At 27.3% G+C, this 17,867-nt stretch carries 15 protein-coding genes; 4 read left to right on the top strand and 11 right to left on the bottom strand.

The features are described from left to right. Positions 1 to 182: 182 nt before the first annotated feature. The 3 genes from BR69_RS0110405 to BR69_RS0110395 all read right to left on the bottom strand — a co-directional run bounded on the left by BR69_RS0110405 (position 183) and on the right by BR69_RS0110395 (position 2,579). Entirely contained in the window at positions 183 to 848 is a 666-nt protein-coding gene (locus BR69_RS0110405) for a hypothetical protein (RefSeq protein ID WP_027633137.1), read from the bottom strand. Positions 849 to 1,162: 314 nt separating this feature from the next. Beyond that, entirely contained in the window at positions 1,163 to 1,708 is a 546-nt protein-coding gene (locus BR69_RS0110400; protein WP_027633136.1) for a GNAT family N-acetyltransferase, read from the bottom strand. A 217-nt stretch (positions 1,709 to 1,925) separates the two neighbouring features. Further along, the gene (locus BR69_RS0110395) at positions 1,926 to 2,579 is read right to left on the bottom strand and encodes a hypothetical protein (RefSeq protein ID WP_034849752.1); all 654 of its coding nucleotides are present in this window, start codon (positions 2,577 to 2,579) and stop codon (positions 1,926 to 1,928) included. A gap of 415 nt (positions 2,580 to 2,994) precedes the next feature. Here BR69_RS0110395 and BR69_RS0110390 point away from each other — a divergent pair, with 415 nt between their 5' ends. Beyond that, entirely contained in the window at positions 2,995 to 3,450 is a 456-nt protein-coding gene (locus BR69_RS0110390) for a hypothetical protein (RefSeq protein WP_027633134.1), read from the top strand. 295 nt (positions 3,451 to 3,745) lie between these two features. Here the strand turns inward: BR69_RS0110390 and BR69_RS0110385 are convergent, their stop codons facing one another. Continuing rightward, entirely contained in the window at positions 3,746 to 4,363 is a 618-nt protein-coding gene (locus BR69_RS0110385) for a DNA-3-methyladenine glycosylase (RefSeq protein WP_034849750.1), read from the bottom strand. A 2-nt stretch (positions 4,364 to 4,365) separates the two neighbouring features. Next, positions 4,366 to 4,722 carry an arsenate reductase family protein gene (locus tag BR69_RS0110380; protein ID WP_027633132.1) on the bottom strand — a complete coding sequence of 119 codons (357 nt, stop codon included), beginning with the start codon at positions 4,720 to 4,722 and terminating at the stop codon, positions 4,366 to 4,368. A 521-nt stretch (positions 4,723 to 5,243) separates the two neighbouring features. Here BR69_RS0110380 and BR69_RS0110375 point away from each other — a divergent pair. After that, positions 5,244 to 5,663 (top strand): hypothetical protein, encoded by a 420-nt coding sequence (locus BR69_RS0110375; RefSeq protein ID WP_027633131.1) that lies wholly within the window; start codon positions 5,244 to 5,246, stop codon positions 5,661 to 5,663. Between the two features lie 674 nt (positions 5,664 to 6,337). On the opposite strand, the gene BR69_RS0110370 is transcribed toward BR69_RS0110375, so the two are convergent. Next, on the bottom strand, positions 6,338 to 7,093 hold the full coding sequence (locus BR69_RS0110370; protein WP_027633130.1) for a tRNA threonylcarbamoyladenosine dehydratase: 756 nt from the start codon (positions 7,091 to 7,093) through the stop codon (positions 6,338 to 6,340). Between the two features lie 772 nt (positions 7,094 to 7,865). Here BR69_RS0110370 and BR69_RS0110365 point away from each other — a divergent pair. Then, positions 7,866 to 8,558 carry a 5'-methylthioadenosine/adenosylhomocysteine nucleosidase gene (locus BR69_RS0110365; protein ID WP_027633129.1) on the top strand — a complete coding sequence of 231 codons (693 nt, stop codon included), beginning with the start codon at positions 7,866 to 7,868 and terminating at the stop codon, positions 8,556 to 8,558. A 534-nt stretch (positions 8,559 to 9,092) separates the two neighbouring features. Here BR69_RS0110365 and BR69_RS20380 read toward each other — a convergent pair. Beyond that, the gene (locus tag BR69_RS20380; RefSeq protein ID WP_051623576.1) at positions 9,093 to 9,899 is read right to left on the bottom strand and encodes a hypothetical protein; all 807 of its coding nucleotides are present in this window, start codon (positions 9,897 to 9,899) and stop codon (positions 9,093 to 9,095) included. A 508-nt stretch (positions 9,900 to 10,407) separates the two neighbouring features. Next, on the bottom strand, positions 10,408 to 11,271 hold the full coding sequence (gene pdxS / locus BR69_RS0110355) for a pyridoxal 5'-phosphate synthase lyase subunit PdxS (protein ID WP_034849746.1): 864 nt from the start codon (positions 11,269 to 11,271) through the stop codon (positions 10,408 to 10,410). Positions 11,272 to 11,678: 407 nt separating this feature from the next. On the opposite strand from pdxS, the gene BR69_RS0110350 reads away from it, so the two are divergent. Then, entirely contained in the window at positions 11,679 to 12,803 is a 1,125-nt protein-coding gene (locus tag BR69_RS0110350; RefSeq protein ID WP_027633127.1) for an acyltransferase family protein, read from the top strand. A gap of 412 nt (positions 12,804 to 13,215) precedes the next feature. On the opposite strand, the gene phnW is transcribed toward BR69_RS0110350, so the two are convergent. Genes phnW through BR69_RS20375 form a run of 3 tightly spaced genes read right to left on the bottom strand, consistent with a single transcriptional unit; the run spans position 13,216 to position 17,866 of the window. Next, positions 13,216 to 15,108: a 2-aminoethylphosphonate--pyruvate transaminase gene (phnW, locus tag BR69_RS22400; protein WP_084315419.1), complete on the bottom strand. Its 1,893-nt coding sequence runs from the start codon at positions 15,106 to 15,108 to the stop codon at positions 13,216 to 13,218. Between the two features lie 12 nt (positions 15,109 to 15,120). Further along, positions 15,121 to 16,863: a putative 2-aminoethylphosphonate ABC transporter permease subunit gene (locus tag BR69_RS0110340; protein ID WP_242840684.1), complete on the bottom strand. Its 1,743-nt coding sequence runs from the start codon at positions 16,861 to 16,863 to the stop codon at positions 15,121 to 15,123. Next, complete coding sequence (locus BR69_RS20375) at positions 16,838 to 17,866, bottom strand: ATP-binding cassette domain-containing protein (protein WP_051623575.1); 1,029 nt, start codon at positions 17,864 to 17,866, stop codon at positions 16,838 to 16,840. Before BR69_RS20375 ends, BR69_RS0110340 begins: the two co-directional genes overlap by 26 nt. Position 17,867 lies beyond the last annotated feature (1 nt).

Below are 17,867 nucleotides of genomic sequence, written 5' to 3'. Positions count from 1 at the left end.
CTCTTATACTATATAAAATTATTTTGTTATATGTATTTTAAATTTTAAAAAGGTGCTGCCATCTCAAATCATTAAAGTCATTTGAAATGGCAGCATCTTTAATACTTATAACCTTGTTTAAACCTTATACTAACTTATAATTACCTCTCTAAAGATTATAAGTTCTTAATCTTTTACTTTTATCAACTTCTTCTTAACTTTTTAAGCCACATACATAATATATCCATTCTAAAACTAGATATACCTTCATGTCCTATATCCTCTACCACTACCTGAACTGATGAATTTATATTAGTTAGATCTTTAAAAAAACCTCTCATATCACTATAAGAATATATCTCATCCTTAGTTCCATGGAAAACTATCATTGGAGTATCCTTAAACTTACATATATTCATAGGTTCCCTATAATTTATCCCATTTTCTCTTCCCAATAACTTAGGAATATAATAATGGGTAGATATTATACATAATCCATCTACCATCTCACCGCAATAGTCATAAAGTTTAAGAGCTCTATATCCTTCTATAAAAGCTCCATTTACTATGACCTTATTAATTTTAAAATTTTCCTTAATATAAATAATTAAGTCTTTAATCTCTTTTAAAATCTTCTCATCTAAACAAGAATCATCTTCTACTACCTTATTTGGGAACAATATTATTATCCCCTCATTGTCACATATATCCCTATAGAACATCTTTATGTTATTTTTATATTTTTCATTTCCTATATCATTTAATACAACCATTAAGTCTGCTTCTTTGTGATGATTTAAATCCTTTGGAATATATAAACTATAACCATTTTGTTCTACAAGTTCATTTACGTTCTCCAAACTATTCATAATACATCTCCTTATTTCTAAATCTTCGTAATTTTCTTATAATTATTATACTAGATTTTTTTTACTTTATATAAGACTTAATATAAAGTTTTAAATAATATTACTTAATTAAAACTAATAGCACCCAAGTTATCTATTGGTTTTATCTATAGATTGTATTGGTAAATTCTTTTTGTATAAGTTGTATCTAATATTCTATATAAAATAAAACTACAACTTTGATAAAATCTTTATCTTATCTAAATTGTAGTTGAATTAATTATTTAACTTTATAATTTCTATGTTTATCTTTAAGGTTATACTGAATAAAGCATTTAGTTACTTCCTACGCATATCTTATATGTTACTCTGTCATAGCTTATACTATCTTTACTCCAAAAGTTTTCTTCTCTATGTACTTCCTTAAATCCTATATTTTCTCCTACCCTCATCATAGGAATATTTCCTGTCCATGTCTCCATGTATATAGGATTAAAGTTTTCCTTTAGATAATTCATAAATAAAATTAATCCTTCTCTTCCATAACCTTTACCCCTAAAATCAGTGGGTGGCAGAGTTATTCCAACTGCTAACTTATTAGAACTTTCCTTTAAAAAGTAAGCATTAACCCATCCTATATGTGTTCCATCTTTAGTGCAAACTTGCAAAAACTTTTTAACCTTACTTTTTCTATCTTCTATTATTTTACTTAGGATAAATAATTTAATACTCTCTTCATCAAAATTAAATCTTTCCCAGGGAGCATCCCATTCCTCCCACTCTCTATCAACAGTATACCAATGTATATAATTATCTATATCCGTAATTTCTAGACTTCTAAGAATAATATTATCCCCTTTAAGTACAAACTTCTCTTTCATATAGAACCCCCTGTTGTTTAAATGACTTTGTTAAGATATATAAATAATTATAAGGTATATATGGTATTTTTCGCTATTTTAATTTTATTTTTTAGGGAGATATTATTAACCCTATATTTACAATCTACAATAAAGAAAAGTTTTATAAATAAACTTATTATGTTTTTCATTTATGTTTTTAAGCTCTTTAAAGTTTCTATCTATTGTGTAATCCCCTCTATTTATGGCCTATTTTTTCTTGTTCTAAAATACATATATAATCTAGCTTTCTTAATACTTCTCTATATCCTTCTTTTATTATATTATTCTCATAAAGTTCTTTATAACTTATTTTATCATGATCAACTCTTAAAATTTCTTTATAGTTAATACCGTATATCTTTTTTAATAGCCCCTCATAATCCTTAAGTATAACTTCTCTATAACTTTTCTCGATTAACCCTTGATTTAATATATCATAATTAAGTTTTTCAATTATTCCATACAACTGATATAAGTAGCTAAGTTCTTTTAATGTATACTTATCTGATAAAGCTGCAACTAAATTAGAATAACTCTTATTTATAGGGATTGGATAAAAACTTCCCTCTTCATTGTTATTAATACCCTTTATTCCCCTAATACTTTGAAATATAGAAGTACATACATCAAGCCTTATTATATTTGCATAAACACAAATCTTTTTACATTTATGCTCCTCCTCATACTTCCTATTTATCTCCATAATTCTATATTGTTCTTTTATACTTTTTACTGTTGTCTTATTGGAAATAACCCAGCTAAAATATGCTCCAACTAAAGACCCTAAAAGTATAGCCGATGCAGATATAAGAGGTGTAACTAAATAATTCGGTATAGTTATTAGAAACATATCCTCATCACCACCCTTTTATAAAATGATTTTATCTTACTTAAATTTATAGGATTCTAAGTTTTAAATTTAATTTATGAATATGTTTAAAAGAAGATACATCAAAGATATTTTTAATGAGTAAATTAAGAACTTATGTTAAAACCCTATATAGAGTTCTGCGGTAATTTCTTAACTTATACATTCATAAACCTTGAGACTTATCAACGAATAATTTACACGTATAAACTACCTTTTGAGTATGCAACCCTATAGCAATTTTAAGATAAATAATACATTTTATTTTCTACCATAATAAAATATTTATCCATTAAACTCTTTCTTAATTTCTTACTACTTCTAACCCAAAATCATTTACATATAATGTATAAGTGATATAATTGTAATAATATGTGAATTTAAAAGGAGGGGTTTAATGAATCTACACTTAACCTTAGACTTTTTATCTATCAGTTTACTTATATTTTTTATTAAAGAGTACTATGAAAATAATAATTATAATATTATTCAATCCTTTAAAGTAAAAGTTAAATTTCACGTAATTATAAAATTTATAAGCTTTTTACTTCTAATTACTTCCTTTATTGATCTATATAATATTTTACTTACCTTAGACTTTTTATTGACTGATATCTTAGATAGACTACTTTTTATAACTATGATTATTGCCTTTCTTTTATATATACCAAATAAAATTGTTTTTACTAAATCTGGAATCACCTATGGTTATAGGTTCTGGAATTTTGAATCTATCGATTCAATTGATATACATGATAATACTATAGATATTTTATTCACCAATGAAAAACGAAAACTTATATTTTTGAATACCACATCATTAAAAGAAGAAAAAGATATATTAGAAATATAATTAATTCTCAATTCTTTAAATTAATTCGCCTTATTCTTAAGGTAATCTAATGATTTTCTCATTATTAAATTTTTATTTATTGTAGTAATTATAATTTATTTTTACTATGGATTTTAACAGTGTTATTGATAAAATAAAAGGATTTAATACTAATCTAAAATTAAATTAGTATTAAATCCTTTTTATTTAAAGTAATTACTCTCTTTATAAATTAAGTTTAAAACTTAAAACCCTATAGCGCTTTATAATCATAACTCTTCACTACCTTAAGACTTAACTAGCATAATAGGTTAAGTTATTTTTTAGAAACAAAATCATTTCCTTTTATATAATATCTCCATAAGAAATCCTTTGCTTCTTCTGCATAATCTATCCCTATTCTCTTACTTTCTACTACTTCAAACTCCTTATTATCACCATTACATATATGTATATCTTCAGTAAATAATGATGCCTTATTTATGTCTTTATCTATGTTAAAGGCTATGCATAATTTACCTGGTCCTGATGTAAGATTAAGAACTTGCTTTTTACTAAGTTCTTTAAAAGGACGTTTAAACCTATTTATACTTATAGTGTCTAAGCCTTCTAAAGGCTCTAGAGCTCTTATAAGAACTCCTTCTGCTTCGCCTTCCTCTCCAGTTATGGTATTAAAACAATAATACATTCCATAAATAGAATATACATATGAAGTTCCAGCCTCTGAATACAAGGTAATAGTTCTATTTGTTTTTCTTCCCCCATAAGCGTGGGAAGCCTTGTCTATTCTTCCTATATAGGCTTCTGTTTCAACTATTTTTCCTTTTAAAATATTTCCATTATAATTTCTTACTAAAACTTTACCTAATAAATCCTTAGCTACTATTCTAGCATCTCTTCTAAAAAAATCCTTACCTAAGATTTCTTTATCCATGATTATAAAAGTTCCTCTTTATAAGTGTCCTCTTTAAATCCTACTAATACTTTATCTTCTCCTATAATTAAAGGTCTCTTAACTAACATTCCATTAGTAGCTAATATTTTTATTAGGTCTTCATCACTTTCTGTTTTAACCTTATCTTTTAAATTCATTTCCTTATATAGTTTTCCACTTGTATTAAAAAACTTTTTAACTGGAAGATTGCTTCTCTCTATCCAAAGTTTTAACTCCTCGTAGGATGGATTCTCTTCAACCATATGTCTATTATCAAATTCCACATTATTCTCTTCAAGCCACTTTCTAGCCTTTACACAAGTACTACATTTAGGATATTGCAAAAATAAGTATTTCATATTATATTCCTCCTCTTATACTCTACTTATAATCTAGTTATACTATTTAATAAAAATCTATATAGAAGTTTATCATATATAAAGTTCTAATTAAAAACTACAATTATAAGCTTAAAATAAAAATAAATTCTAATGATTGTCATTACGATTTAAATACACAATTTTTATTGAATATATATTTTAAACTTTTCTATTTATTATATATGATTATTAAAATTATCCAACAAAATTTTATTATGAAACTTCATTTTTATCAAATAACTATTATTCTATATTTTACCACAAAATCTTTTATATAAGCTTATTTCTCTTATAAAAATTATTTGACTTTAAAGATATAAATATTCCTAGTAAAACTATGAGTTAATCTTTAATATTTCCTTATATAATAAAAATCTTTTTAAATATTTAAAATTTCAATTCTTTCTATATACATAGGCTTTTTCAAAAATTCCTCTAGTATTTATAACTTCATAAATTCAAATAATAGTATTAGAAAGTTAGAGAGGAGCTGAAGTAACATGGAAAATAGAAGAATAATAAGTAGTAAAGACTTAAAAGAAAGACTAGAAAAAGAACTGGTAAAATTTAATTTTATATATAAAACAGATACAAATGCTAAAGATGATCCTTTTACAGTTACAGCATATATAAACCCAAAGCTTTGTGAAGGTTATAATGATATTAAAAACTTTTTAAACGCTATAAATAATAAGGAAGATAGTGCAAACTGTACTATAATTGAAACCAATGCTATAAGAAACATAAGACATGCTTATAATGATAAACAAGATTTTAGATATTTATTAGGTGCTGAAGAACTTAAGACATTACTTCACAGTTCTTATAATTTACCTAAAAATAAATGTATTGATAAAATAACTAAAGTTCATGAAGATATTCATATAGTAATAGAAGAATTAGCTCATATAAGTTCATAAATCTTTGCTTTATTAATGATTACTCTAAATGTTCATTTTAAAAATTAACTCATGTAATTTTATGAACCCACTACTATTTACTTATTTCAATAATAGTTATAAGTAATTTAAAACAAAAGAACTCAAAGGGACAAGTTCCCTGAGTTCTTTTGTTTCGTAATCTATATATATTGAATTAAGAACTTTACATTTCACTTATTGATAACTCAATAAGTTTCAACTGAAGCTAATGCAGTTTTAATATTAGAACTTATATATAACTAATAAATATAAGTTCATTTGATTCTTTATTAATTTTTCAATTAGCTCCTGTACTCTTTGCTGTGTCACTTAAATTTTGTTATGTAACCTTTGACACTTTAACTATATCTATACTTATCTCATCTATAAGGTTTTAATATAAGCCCTTAACTTATCCATTAAAAATATCATTAACTTGTATTGATTTAGTCAGATGTATAAATTAATATTAAAACTTAAAATCCTATGGTTTTAATATTAAAAATCACATTAATTTTTAACTATATAACTGAATTAAAGTTCAATATAAAAACCCTATAGAATAGACTTTTTTATCATGTCTACTATATAGGGTGCATTTTATATAATTTAACTTTTCACCATTTTATTTAAAAGCATAAATTTTACTTATAATATACTTTACCTATTAAATCTTATAAATAATCCTTTATTAAATCCCTAACTACTTCAGCAGCTAATATCATTCCCGCTACTGGAGGAACAAAGGATATGCTTCCTGGAGTTTGTCTTTTAGAAGTACGCTTAAGTTCTGCTAAATCTGCATCTTCCTTTTTAGAAGTATTCTGAGGAGAATATGGTTTTCTTGGCATTTCTTCTGAATAAACCACCTTTAATTTCTTTACTCCTCTTCTTTTAAGTTCATATCTCATAACCTTAGCTAAAGGACATACCTTTGTTTTATATACATCAGTAACCTTAAATTGAGTTGGATCTAACTTATTTCCTGTTCCCATTGAACTTATAAGGGGAACATTATGCTTCTCACACCATATAGCTAAATCTATTTTAGATGATATAGTATCTATGGCATCAACTACATAGTCTACATCTTCTGTTATTATGTCTTCTATATTACCAGCATTTACGAAGGTTTCATGAGTTATAACATTACAATTTGGATTAATACTTAATACTCTCTCCTTCATAAGCTGAACCTTAACCTTATCAACACTATTATGAATAGCATGAATCTGCCTATTTATATTTGTAACACATACTGTGTCGCTATCAACTAAAACTATAGTTCCTACACCACTTCTTGTTAATGCTTCCACAGTAAAACTTCCTACTCCTCCAACACCAAAAACCACTACTTTTTTTGTCTTTAGATATTCTACTGCTTCTTCTCCTATTAAAAGTGCCGTTCTAGTAAACTGATTTTGCTCCATTAAAGTTCTCCCCTTTTGAGTTTTTATGTTTTAGTGCTATTATAATACATTTACTAAATACTACTCAAGAAATTTGTCTAAATCTATTATTAACTTTTAATAGGTAGTTAATCCATATTTTATAACTGTATGATTTTAATCTTTTGATTTGATTTATCCATACCTTAATTTCTTGAAATTGTGGATTTCATACATCTTTCTAAGGACTATAAATTAAAAATATTTTAATTTATAAACTCTATATAAAAAAATCTAATAATTTCAATTATATAAATAAGCTAACACACTGATTTAGTTTAAAGTTATTTTGTTTTAGAAGTTATATATCTTTGATATAATATACTATAAGTTATTTTAAGAAAAAACTTCTATGAAGTTTTTCTAATATATCATTGTAAAAAAATTCATACTTTAGTATTATAATTTATATTTATGGATTATATTTGTTCTAAGATATAGATTATAATAATTTTAAGTTAAGTGTAACATTGATATAGCTATCCACAATGATACATTGGATTATTCCTTAAGTTTTCTTTATCAACTTTTAAAATGGTTATGAAGAAAACTTTTGAATAAATATAGATTTCACTGTGGATATCTATATAGGGTTACTATGTCAATTTTCAACTTATACATTCCTTAAAAAGCTGATTTATCAATGAATAAATACCATGTATAAGTTAATTTTATATTTATGAACTCTATCTGTATCACAATATGCTAAATATAATGCTTATTGCATTAAATTATATAAATGGAGGAATAATTAATGATTTTAGGAATAATATCTGCTATGAGCGAGGAGCTTGAACTTCTTCTTAAAGAGATGGATAATAAAGAAACTTATAAGAAAGCTAATATGGAATTTAATGTTGGAGAGATATATGGTAAAAAGGTAGTTTGTGTTGTTTGTGGTATAGGTAAAGTTAATGCTGCGGTATGTGCTCAAATACTTGTATCTGAATATAATGTAACTAATGTAATTAATGTAGGTATTGCAGGAGGTATTGGAGAAGATATCGTTCCTGGGGATTTAGTTATAGCAAGTGATTTAATACAACATGACATGGATGCTACAGCTTTTGGTGATAAGCATGGTCAAATACCAAGACTTGATACATTTGATTTTAAATGTTCTGAAGACTTAATCTCCTTAGCAAAAAATGCCTGTGAGAAAAATACTAATCACAAAAGCTTTATAGGAAGAATTGCTACTGGTGATCAATTCGTAGCAGATGTAGAAAAAATAAGATGGCTAAAGGAAATGTTCAATGCTCTTGCTTGTGAAATGGAAGGTGGAAGTATAGCTCACGTATGTTACTTAAATAATATACCATTTGTTGTGATACGTTCTATATCTGATAATGCAAATACTGGAGCTCACATGGACTTCGAGAAATTTAAGTATATAGCTGTTGAAAACTCTACTAACATATTAAAAGCTATGCTTAAGGAAATGTAATCTTAATCTCTATTGTATAGGGATTTAATAATAATTTTTAACTTATTCATTAAAGTTTTATTGATTTATCTTGATTCATCAAGGTGTATAAATTAACTTTAAAATTTACTTCATACATTTCTTAAAAAATAATAAATTAAGGCTATTGTTGAATAATAAGTTAAGTAATTATTTGAAAGGCCTATTTATGGGGTTTTAAGTTTTAAGGTTACTTTATCCATATGGCTAAAGCAAGGCAAGTCAATGATATTTTTAATGGATAGATTAAGGACTTATATTAAAACCCTATAACTTTTAAAGGAAAACTTAAATATCTAATTAAGAAGAATTAATTATATTAGTATAGGCTTTATGAAGTTTAATCCTATTTTAAGTAATAATTATGTTCTTCTAAATACTTTAAAATATAAGGCTACCTTAAAAGCATAATACAGCTTAAGGTAGCCTTTTCTTTATAATAATATAATAGAAAACTTCATTAAGTATTTATATTAAAGCTTATTATTGCAATTAACTTAAAATAAACCTTATTACCTATATCCCTTGGGAAATTTTAGTTGCTTTTTTCCCTTTAGTAAAATACCATGCAGTGTATGCTACATGTAATATAAGATTTAATATGCCCCAGTAAAGAACAACTTTACTATTATACCATTTTGAACTATCCATAAGAGGAGTAAATATATCCCCTGCTATAGCTCTTATAAATAAATGAAAACCTAAAGTATAAGATCTAGCACTAAACCATAAATCTGGTCTCTTATTAAAGAAAACACAAGCTAAAGGTGCTATTAGTATACATAAGGTAGTAGCAAACATATGTGGTCTTTCTGCATATAAAAAACATGCATTCCATGTTGTATAAAGTAAACTCCACATAAGTGGTAACTCCGCTACCATATCAGCATATTTATCTTTTTTATCAATTTTCCAAGCATTCTTTGGAAGTGGAATAGTTAAGCATAGAATGATACCTGCAAGGAAGTTAAACCAACTCCCTACACTTAAATCTGTTATAGAAGCTTCTATTATATTAGCATTTAATGCTACATATACAATGGCTACTGGCCATATCTTTTGAAGACTTGGTATACCCTCATAACCTACTCTATTATTTAAGCGAACAATGTTTACAAAACATAAGGGAACTAGTACTAATATAGTTTTTCCCCACATAAACAGTCCATCTATATTTCCAAACCATAGAGGAAATGATAATAGAGTTAAAAAGAAAAATACTGTTGCAGCCTTTAAATTTCTTCTAAAAAACTCATGAGCTACAAAAAGAATAAAAGAATAAATTGCTATTCCTAGCAATATTACTGGTACAGATTGATTCATTAAAAACCCCCCAATCTCTAAATTTTCCTATATCAATTAATATCGTATTGTAAAGCTAATACTTTAATGCTTAATTTTTACATATAATATTATTATATGTTTTATTCTATTTGCTTGCTAACTCAATATAATCTTTTACTACTTTCATAATTAATTAAAAATTAGGAGGTATTCTAATGTAATTTCATTTCTTTAACATAAGCTTATTATATTTATATAGTTTTACTATTTTAGTAATAGTTTTATTAATCTAACATTCCCTTAATCCATTAACTACTTCTCGCTTATCTTAAGGTTATGCTTGATTTAATTTAAATTTAATTAATTTCTTGTGCTAATTAATTAAAACTCTTTAAGACAGTAGCTTCTATCTTTTTGATTTTAAAATTTTATGATTTAAAAACACAAATTTTCACTGCTTTAAAGCTTAAGTAGCATAACAGTTTAAATTATGACTTATAAAATAATAAATATAAGCTTTTAGGTTAATCTATATACTTAATAAGTATTACCATCCTCTTTCTGAATACCTACTTTCCAAGCTTTCTATTGTGTCGCCTAAAATAGCTGTTCCTAAATCCTCTGAGAGTTCTGCTATTATCTTTGGATTATTATAATTCTTAACTGCCTCTACTATTGCTATTGCTCTCTTTTCAGGATTTTCAGATTTAAATATTCCTGATCCTACAAAGACACCATTGCAACCTAACTGCATCATAAGAGCTGCATCTGCTGGTGTGGCTACTCCCCCTGCAGCAAAATTAACTACTGGAAGCTTTTTATTAATATGGACATAGCAAATTAAGTCATAGGGTGCCCTCATATCCCTAGTTATGGTCATAAGCTCCTCTTCTTTTGCATGGACAACTTTACTAATATCTTCTGACATTTGTCTCATATGGGTTACAGCCTCTACAATGTTACCTGTCCCAGCCTCTCCTTTTGTTCTTATCATAGAAGCTCCCTCTCCTATTCTCCTTAATGCCTCTCCTAAATTCTTAGCTCCACATACAAAAGGTATATTGAAAGTTTTTTTATTTATATGAAAAGATTTATCTGCTGGCGTTAATACTTCGCTCTCATCCACATAATCTATTCCTAAGGACTCTAATATTTGAGCTTCTACAAAATGCCCAATCCTAACCTTTGCCATTACAGGTATAGAAACTGATTCTTTTATTTCTCTTATAAGTTTTGGGTCAGACATTCTAGCCACTCCCCCCTCTTTTCTAATATCAGATGGAACTCTTTCAAGTGCCATAACTGCAGAGGCTCCTGCCTTTTCAGCAATAATTGCTTGTTCCTTATTTACTACATCCATTATTACTCCACCCTGAAGCTTTTCTCCTAATTTTTTATTAAAATCCACCATTTTTATATAACCCCCTAAGTTTCATTTTATCCATATATTACCTTGAGATGTTTTAATCTCAAAATGTACCCCTACACTTTAAAATGTATCAATACACTTTGGGGACGGTTAACATATTTTAGACCTTAATCTTTTATTGATCTTATTACCTTAGGGACAGTTAACATATTTTAAGCCTTTATCAATTTTCATTCTCAGAGACATTTAACCTATTTTAATCCCCTAATCCCCTAATCCCCTAATCCTATTAATTTTTTAGGGACGGTTAACATTTCTAAGTTATTTATATACCCTTTCTGCTTCTCTTTAAAAGTATGTTAACTATATTGAATTATCTTATAGTATAAAGTAAAATTTTATAGGATAATTTTTCTAATATTATTTTCTTAATTTAAGGAGTGGTTTTCTTGAAGGATAGTAGTCAATGTAATAATCAAAGTAAGTATATGAATTTATTAAAAGCTCTTGGGATCATAGCAGTGGTTATGGGACATGCTAGTTCTCCTTTTACATCCATAATTTATTCCTATCATATGCCATTATTCTTTTTCATATCAGGATACTTTTTTAAAGATAAATACTTAGACAGGCCTTTAGACTTTGTAAAAAGAAGATTTAAGTCCTTATATTTAACCTTTGTATTATATGAACTTTTTTTCGTACTTATCAGAAACTTATTAATTAACATTAATGTATACACATCTGATCAAGTAGTTCCTATAACTGAATTAAAACAATTTTTAGTATTGTTAAAAACATTACTTTCTTTTAGTTATACTGATGATATGATGCTTGGTGCATTCTGGTTTTTAAAATCTCTTTTCTTCGTAAATATATTATTTTTATTGATAAGTTTAATCTTAAAAAAACTAAATGTTAAAAATGATAATTTAAAGCATTTAGTAATCTTAGGTATTTATTTAAGTTCGTTCCTATTGTTCAAGAAGGGTTTTAATCTAGAAGTTATATTAAGAGGTTATAATATTCGTTTAGTAAATCCTATCCTAGCCATAGTTGATACCAGAACTTTACTTATGCTTATGTGTTACTATATAGGATACTTATATAAAAAATATGAGGATAAAATTCCAATGAATATATATGGTTTTATAGTTTGCTTAATAATAATGTATTTAACTAAGGATATATTTATAGATATTTCTAGTTACACCTTTACTAACCCTATTTATCTTATTCTACTACCTTGTACTGGAGTTTACTGTAATTTATATATAGCAAAGTTTTTATGCAGAAAAAACTATAAAGCAATGTCTTCACTAGAATATATAGGTAAAAACTCTGTTATTATAATGGCTCTTCACTTTTTATCTTTTAAATTTGTAAGCTATATTAATATATTAATTTACTCACATCCTATTAATATGCTTTCAGAATATCCTATAATATCTGGTTATGATAATTGGTGGGTTTTATATACTATTGCAGGAGTTCTAATTCCTGCTTTATTAAAAGTTTTATATGACTCTATAAGTTTTTATATGAAAAATAATTCATTAAAAGCTAGTATTTAATAAAAAAGTAGTATGATAAAGTTTAAATTTTTTTATCTTTATCATACTACTTAATTTTTTTCTATAAATTAAAAATATTAACCGTCCCTAACTAATTTTTAAACTTATATTATTTCTCTTATGTATTTTAATCTATGACTTATCCCTACCCGATTTATACTCTTTATATCATTGGTAGTCCTCATCTTAAATGTTAGATATAGTAATTATTACTTTCATATAATAAACCACTCAAAATTTATTTTAAATAAAATACTTCTCTAAAGTTTGGTTTTCTTTAGAAATAAGTTGTTAACCGTCCCCATTAAAATACCTGTATCTTATTTTACTCATATAAAAAATGTTAACCGTCCCTAATTATTTCTTTATAGTTACTTTATTTATTCATAAAAGTTGTTAACCGTCCCCAATATTAGCTCAGGATTTCTTTTATACATAGGCTAAGATTTCTTATGTCCCATTCATATATTTTTCCTATATTTCCCACTCTAAAGGTGTTTTCTTTTGTAAGCTTTCCAGGGTATATTATGAATCCTCTTTCTTTAAGCTTTTTGTAAAACTCATTAAAGGATAAGTTTATATTATTAGGATATATGAAGGTTGTTATTATAGGGGATTGTACAGTTTTATCTATTATTGAATTTATGCCTATCTCCTTAAGGCTTTCAGCTAAAAGCTTTTGATTTTTACTATATCTTTTATATCTCTCCTCTACACCACCTTCATCCTCAAGTTCCTTTAATGCCTTATAAAAAGCTGTAACAACGTGTGTAGGTGATGTAAACCTCCACTTTCCCTTGGTATCTTCCATGACTCTCCATTGATCATATATATCTAAGGATAGTGTTCTCTTATTATTTTTACACCTTTCAATTTCACTCCTTTTACATACTATAAATCCGAATCCTGGTACTCCCTCAATACACTTATTAGAAGAGCTTATTAAAAAATCAATATTAAAATCACTTATATCCATAGGTATTCCACCAAAACTACTCATTGCATCCACTATAAATAAAATATTATGCTTCTTTGTGATTTCTCCTACCTCTTTTACAGGGTTCAACATTCCTGTAGTTGTTTCACAGTGAATCATTGCTAAGGCATATATATCTTTATTTTTATCTATTATTTCACTTATCGTCTCTATACTTAATGGATTTTTATATTCTTCCTTATATGCTATATAAGCAATACTTTCAGCTTCACAAATTTCTATCATTCTTTCCCCATAAGCTCCATTGCTACATATTAATAAAGTTTTACCCTTAGGAACAACTGTAGATAAAGTCCCTTCTACTGAATAGGTACCACTTCCCTGAAGAAGAACAGTTGTATATTCTTTTGTATTTTTAGTTGCTATGTTAACAATTGAAGCTCTTATTTTTTCAGTTAAATTTTTATACTCATCATCCCAGGTACAATAGTCATAATCCATTACCTTTTTAACCCCTTCTGATGTGCTTAATGGACCTGGAGTAAATAGTAATTTCCTTTCCTCTGTAGTGCTAATACCCAGTATCTTATCTATATTATATAAAATATCTTTTACATCTTCTAAGGAATCTGCCACATAACTAGCTCCAGCTTTTAAAAATTTATCTCTTACTATATCCATTCTTCTTGTAAGATCCTCTTTACTTAGGGACTTTACCTCCTCTTCTCTAAGACCCAGCTCAGATCCTCCCTTTATTATTCCTATAGTAATTAACCCTCCATTTACCCCTTCCTTTATATCACTTATGGTATCTCCTATCTTTACACATTTATTTAATGGATATATTGATAAGTTTTCTGCATTTTTATATATCATGTAGGGGTAAGGCCTTCCCGCCTTAACTTCATCGGCAGCTACTATATAATCAGGGTAGTACCCTTTATCTTTAGCATTACTAGCTACTATATCCATCATAGACTTTGTATACCCTGATGTAGAACCTATGGCTATATTATTTTCTCTTAATATATTAGTAAGTTCTATTGCTCCTTTTATAGGTTCAGCATAGTTATGAAGTATTAATAAAATATCTTCCTCAAATCTCTTATACATCCTATTTATATCATCCTCATTCCACTGCCTACCAAAATGTTTATTCCATAGGTTATTTATCCTATCTATTTTTAGCATTTCTATTATGTGGTCTCTCTTCTTAAGACCCATAGGTTGTCTAGCTTCTTCTACAAAAACATCTATTCCCTCATCCTTAAATACCTTCATAAAACATTGAATGGGAGCAAAGCATCCATAGTCTACTGTGGTACCTGCCCAATCTAAAAATACCCCTTTTATATTATTAAGTTTCATATTTATACCTCCCTATGCTTCCACAGTTTTTATTAAAACCTGTGTTTCCTTCTTATTAGTTCTCTCATTAACTAATTTCTTACTTAAAATCTCATATAAGCAACGAACTATTATATTGGTTATTATAATAAGAACTCCTAAAGCTGCTGATGAGGATGTATTTCCTGCATCATCTAAATTTATCATTGATATAGTAGCTAACTTAAGTTCTGGAGAATACAGGAAAACTAGAGCTGATATAGTCACCATTGAATTTGTGAAATAATACATAAATATTTCTAAAAGAGCTGTTATAGACATTGGTATAGTTACTTTAAATAATGTTTTATAAAATTGTAGGCTTAAAGATTCTGAAACATCTTCAAATTCTTTATCTAGCTTTTTCATAGCTGTCATAGATGTTATAAATGGTACTGAGTAAAAATGAAATACATTGGCTAATACTAATATAGCCATTGTTCCGTATATAGAGTTAAAAGGATTATTAGGTGAGTTAAAGAAAAATATATAAGAAAGTCCTATAACTAGACCAGGTACTGCTAAAGGTACTATAGATATTAAATACCCTACGGTTCTAAGTAGCTTAAGCTCTTTAAACTTTTCTATAATATAAGCATTAGAAAAACTTATTATTGTTCCTATAAACGCTGTTATCAGTGACATTTTAAGACTATTTGTATAGGCAGTTAAGCCATCTCCTGTAGAGTTATTAAAGGTGTAATTACTAAAGGTTATACTTAAGTCATAGGGCCAAATTTTAACCAAAGATACATATACTATCATAAATATAAGTGCTAGAAAGAATAAACTTATAAGACTACAATATAAAGTCATAGACCTGTCTCTTAACCTATTGTTCCTTATTTTATAATCTACAGATTTAGCATTAACAGCTCCATCTTTTCTCTTATTTTCACTGAATCTATCTACAACAAAGTATAATAATGCTGGGATTAAAAGTATAATTCCAACCACTGCTCCCATATTTATATTTTGTTGTCCTACTACCTGTTTAAATATATCAGTGGCTAAAACATTGTAGCTACCTCCTACAACTTTTGGAGCACCAAAGTCTGTAAAGCTTAGGGTGAAACTAACAAAAGCAGAACTTATTATTGAATATTTTATATTTGGAAGAGTTATATAGAAAAACTTCTTAATATTTGATACACCTAAAGTTTCTGCTGCCTCATAGAGTCTAAAGTCAACAGTCTTTAAAGATATATATAATATTAAAAATACTTGGGGAAATGCATATAAAATCTCTGAGATCACTATTCCCTTAAACCCATATAATCCTATGTCTATCCCTAAGTACATAGTTACCAGGCCTTTGTTTCCAAATAAATATATCAGGGCTATTCCATATAACATAGTTGGAGCAAATAAAGGTAATAGGGCTATATACTTAAATATTCCTTTTGCCTTTATATTAGTTCTAGTCAATCCGTAAGCATATAAAAAGGCTAATATTACTGTTATTACAGTTGTCCATAGAGAAACACTAATGGTGTTCTTTAAAGAATACTTTGTTGCTTCAGAGCTTAAATATGAGAGTATATTTTGAATTCCTACATATTCGTCAGCCTGATTTTTAAAGGCTGTTGTAAATAATGTTACAAGGGGTAGAACCATTACTACCATTAGAAATATAACCATAGAGTAAATCATCATGTATTTTAGTAACTTATCTTTAGAAAAAAACCTCATAAAATTACTTCTCATATCACTACACACATCCCAGTATTTTATCATCAACATATACTTCCTTTTTATTTTGCCTTATAGATAAATAAATTTTATCCCCATCTCTTAGATTCAATGAATCACAATCATACCAAGGTATATCTGCTATAATTTCTTTACTTATATCATTAGTGCTTAAAAGATTTACAAATATCCTATAGAATCCTCCTCTAAACTCCATGGACTTTATTATAGAGGGTCTTGAGTTCTTTATGTTTTCTCTAGTTATTAAAAAATCCTCTGGTCTTATGGAGCCATAAGACCCAAATATATTTTCATTTTCTATAAAATTAGTAACTCCTATGAAGTCTGCTACAAAGTTATTGCAAGGATTTTTGTATATATCCAAAGGAGTGCCTATCTGCTCTATTTTAGAGTTATTCATAACTACTATCCTATCCGCCATAGATAAAGCTTCCTCTTGATCATGAGTTACCATTATAGTTGTTATACCTAGCTTTTGTTGTAACTCTTTTATCTCATACCTAAGTTTAGCCCTTACCTTTGCGTCTAAAGCTGATAATGGCTCATCTAGTAGCAAGAAATCTGGTGATAAGGCTAAAGCCCTAGCAAGAGCTACTCTTTGTTGTTGCCCTCCTGACATTTCTTTTGGATATTTCTCCTTACAATTTTCTAACTCCACAAGATCTAAAACTTCTTTAACTCTATTATTAATTGATAGCTTGTCTATTTTCTTTTCTTTAAGCCCAATAGATATATTTTCAAAAGCAGTCATATTAGGAAATAATGCATAAGATTGAAACACTATACCTAAACCTCTCTTTCTTGTAGGCTCACTGGTTATATCCCTTCCCTTTAAATAGATCCTTCCTTTTTCACAGCTTTCAAGTCCTGCTAGTACCCTAAGAAGGGTTGTCTTCCCACATCCAGATGGTCCTAGAAGACAAAGAAACTCCCCTTCTTTTACAGTAAAACTTATATTATTTAAGGCATTGAATCTTCCAAAGGTTTTGCTTAATTCCTGAATTTTTAGATACTCACTGTCTATCATC

The organism is Clostridium hydrogeniformans DSM 21757 (genome assembly GCF_000686705.1).
Taxonomy (GTDB): Bacteria; Bacillota; Clostridia; order Clostridiales; family Clostridiaceae; genus Clostridium_Z; species Clostridium_Z hydrogeniformans.
Note: the sequence above shows the minus strand (reverse complement) of the source record. Positions and strands in the feature narration are given on the sequence as shown.

Bases quoted from the DNA above. Each gene is read 5' to 3' on its own strand.
- BR69_RS0110405 (WP_027633137.1), bottom strand. From the start codon at position 848: ATGAATAGTTTGGAGAACGTAAATGAACTTGTAGAACAAAATGGTTAT.
- BR69_RS0110400 (WP_027633136.1), bottom strand. From the start codon at position 1,708: ATGAAAGAGAAGTTTGTACTTAAAGGGGATAATATTATTCTTAGAAGT.
- BR69_RS0110395 (WP_034849752.1), bottom strand. From the start codon at position 2,579: ATGTTTCTAATAACTATACCGAATTATTTAGTTACACCTCTTATATCT.
- BR69_RS0110390 (WP_027633134.1), top strand. From the start codon at position 2,995: ATGAATCTACACTTAACCTTAGACTTTTTATCTATCAGTTTACTTATA.
- BR69_RS0110385 (WP_034849750.1), bottom strand. From the start codon at position 4,363: ATGGATAAAGAAATCTTAGGTAAGGATTTTTTTAGAAGAGATGCTAGA.
- BR69_RS0110380 (WP_027633132.1), bottom strand. From the start codon at position 4,722: ATGAAATACTTATTTTTGCAATATCCTAAATGTAGTACTTGTGTAAAG.
- BR69_RS0110375 (WP_027633131.1), top strand. From the start codon at position 5,244: ATGGAAAATAGAAGAATAATAAGTAGTAAAGACTTAAAAGAAAGACTA.
- BR69_RS0110370 (WP_027633130.1), bottom strand. From the start codon at position 7,093: ATGGAGCAAAATCAGTTTACTAGAACGGCACTTTTAATAGGAGAAGAA.
- BR69_RS0110365 (WP_027633129.1), top strand. From the start codon at position 7,866: ATGATTTTAGGAATAATATCTGCTATGAGCGAGGAGCTTGAACTTCTT.
- BR69_RS20380 (WP_051623576.1), bottom strand. From the start codon at position 9,899: ATGAATCAATCTGTACCAGTAATATTGCTAGGAATAGCAATTTATTCT.
- pdxS (WP_034849746.1), bottom strand. From the start codon at position 11,271: ATGGTGGATTTTAATAAAAAATTAGGAGAAAAGCTTCAGGGTGGAGTA.
- phnW (WP_084315419.1), bottom strand. From the start codon at position 15,108: ATGAAACTTAATAATATAAAAGGGGTATTTTTAGATTGGGCAGGTACC.
- BR69_RS0110340 (WP_242840684.1), bottom strand. From the start codon at position 16,863: ATGATAAAATACTGGGATGTGTGTAGTGATATGAGAAGTAATTTTATG.
- BR69_RS20375 (WP_051623575.1), bottom strand. From the start codon at position 17,866: ATGATAGACAGTGAGTATCTAAAAATTCAGGAATTAAGCAAAACCTTT.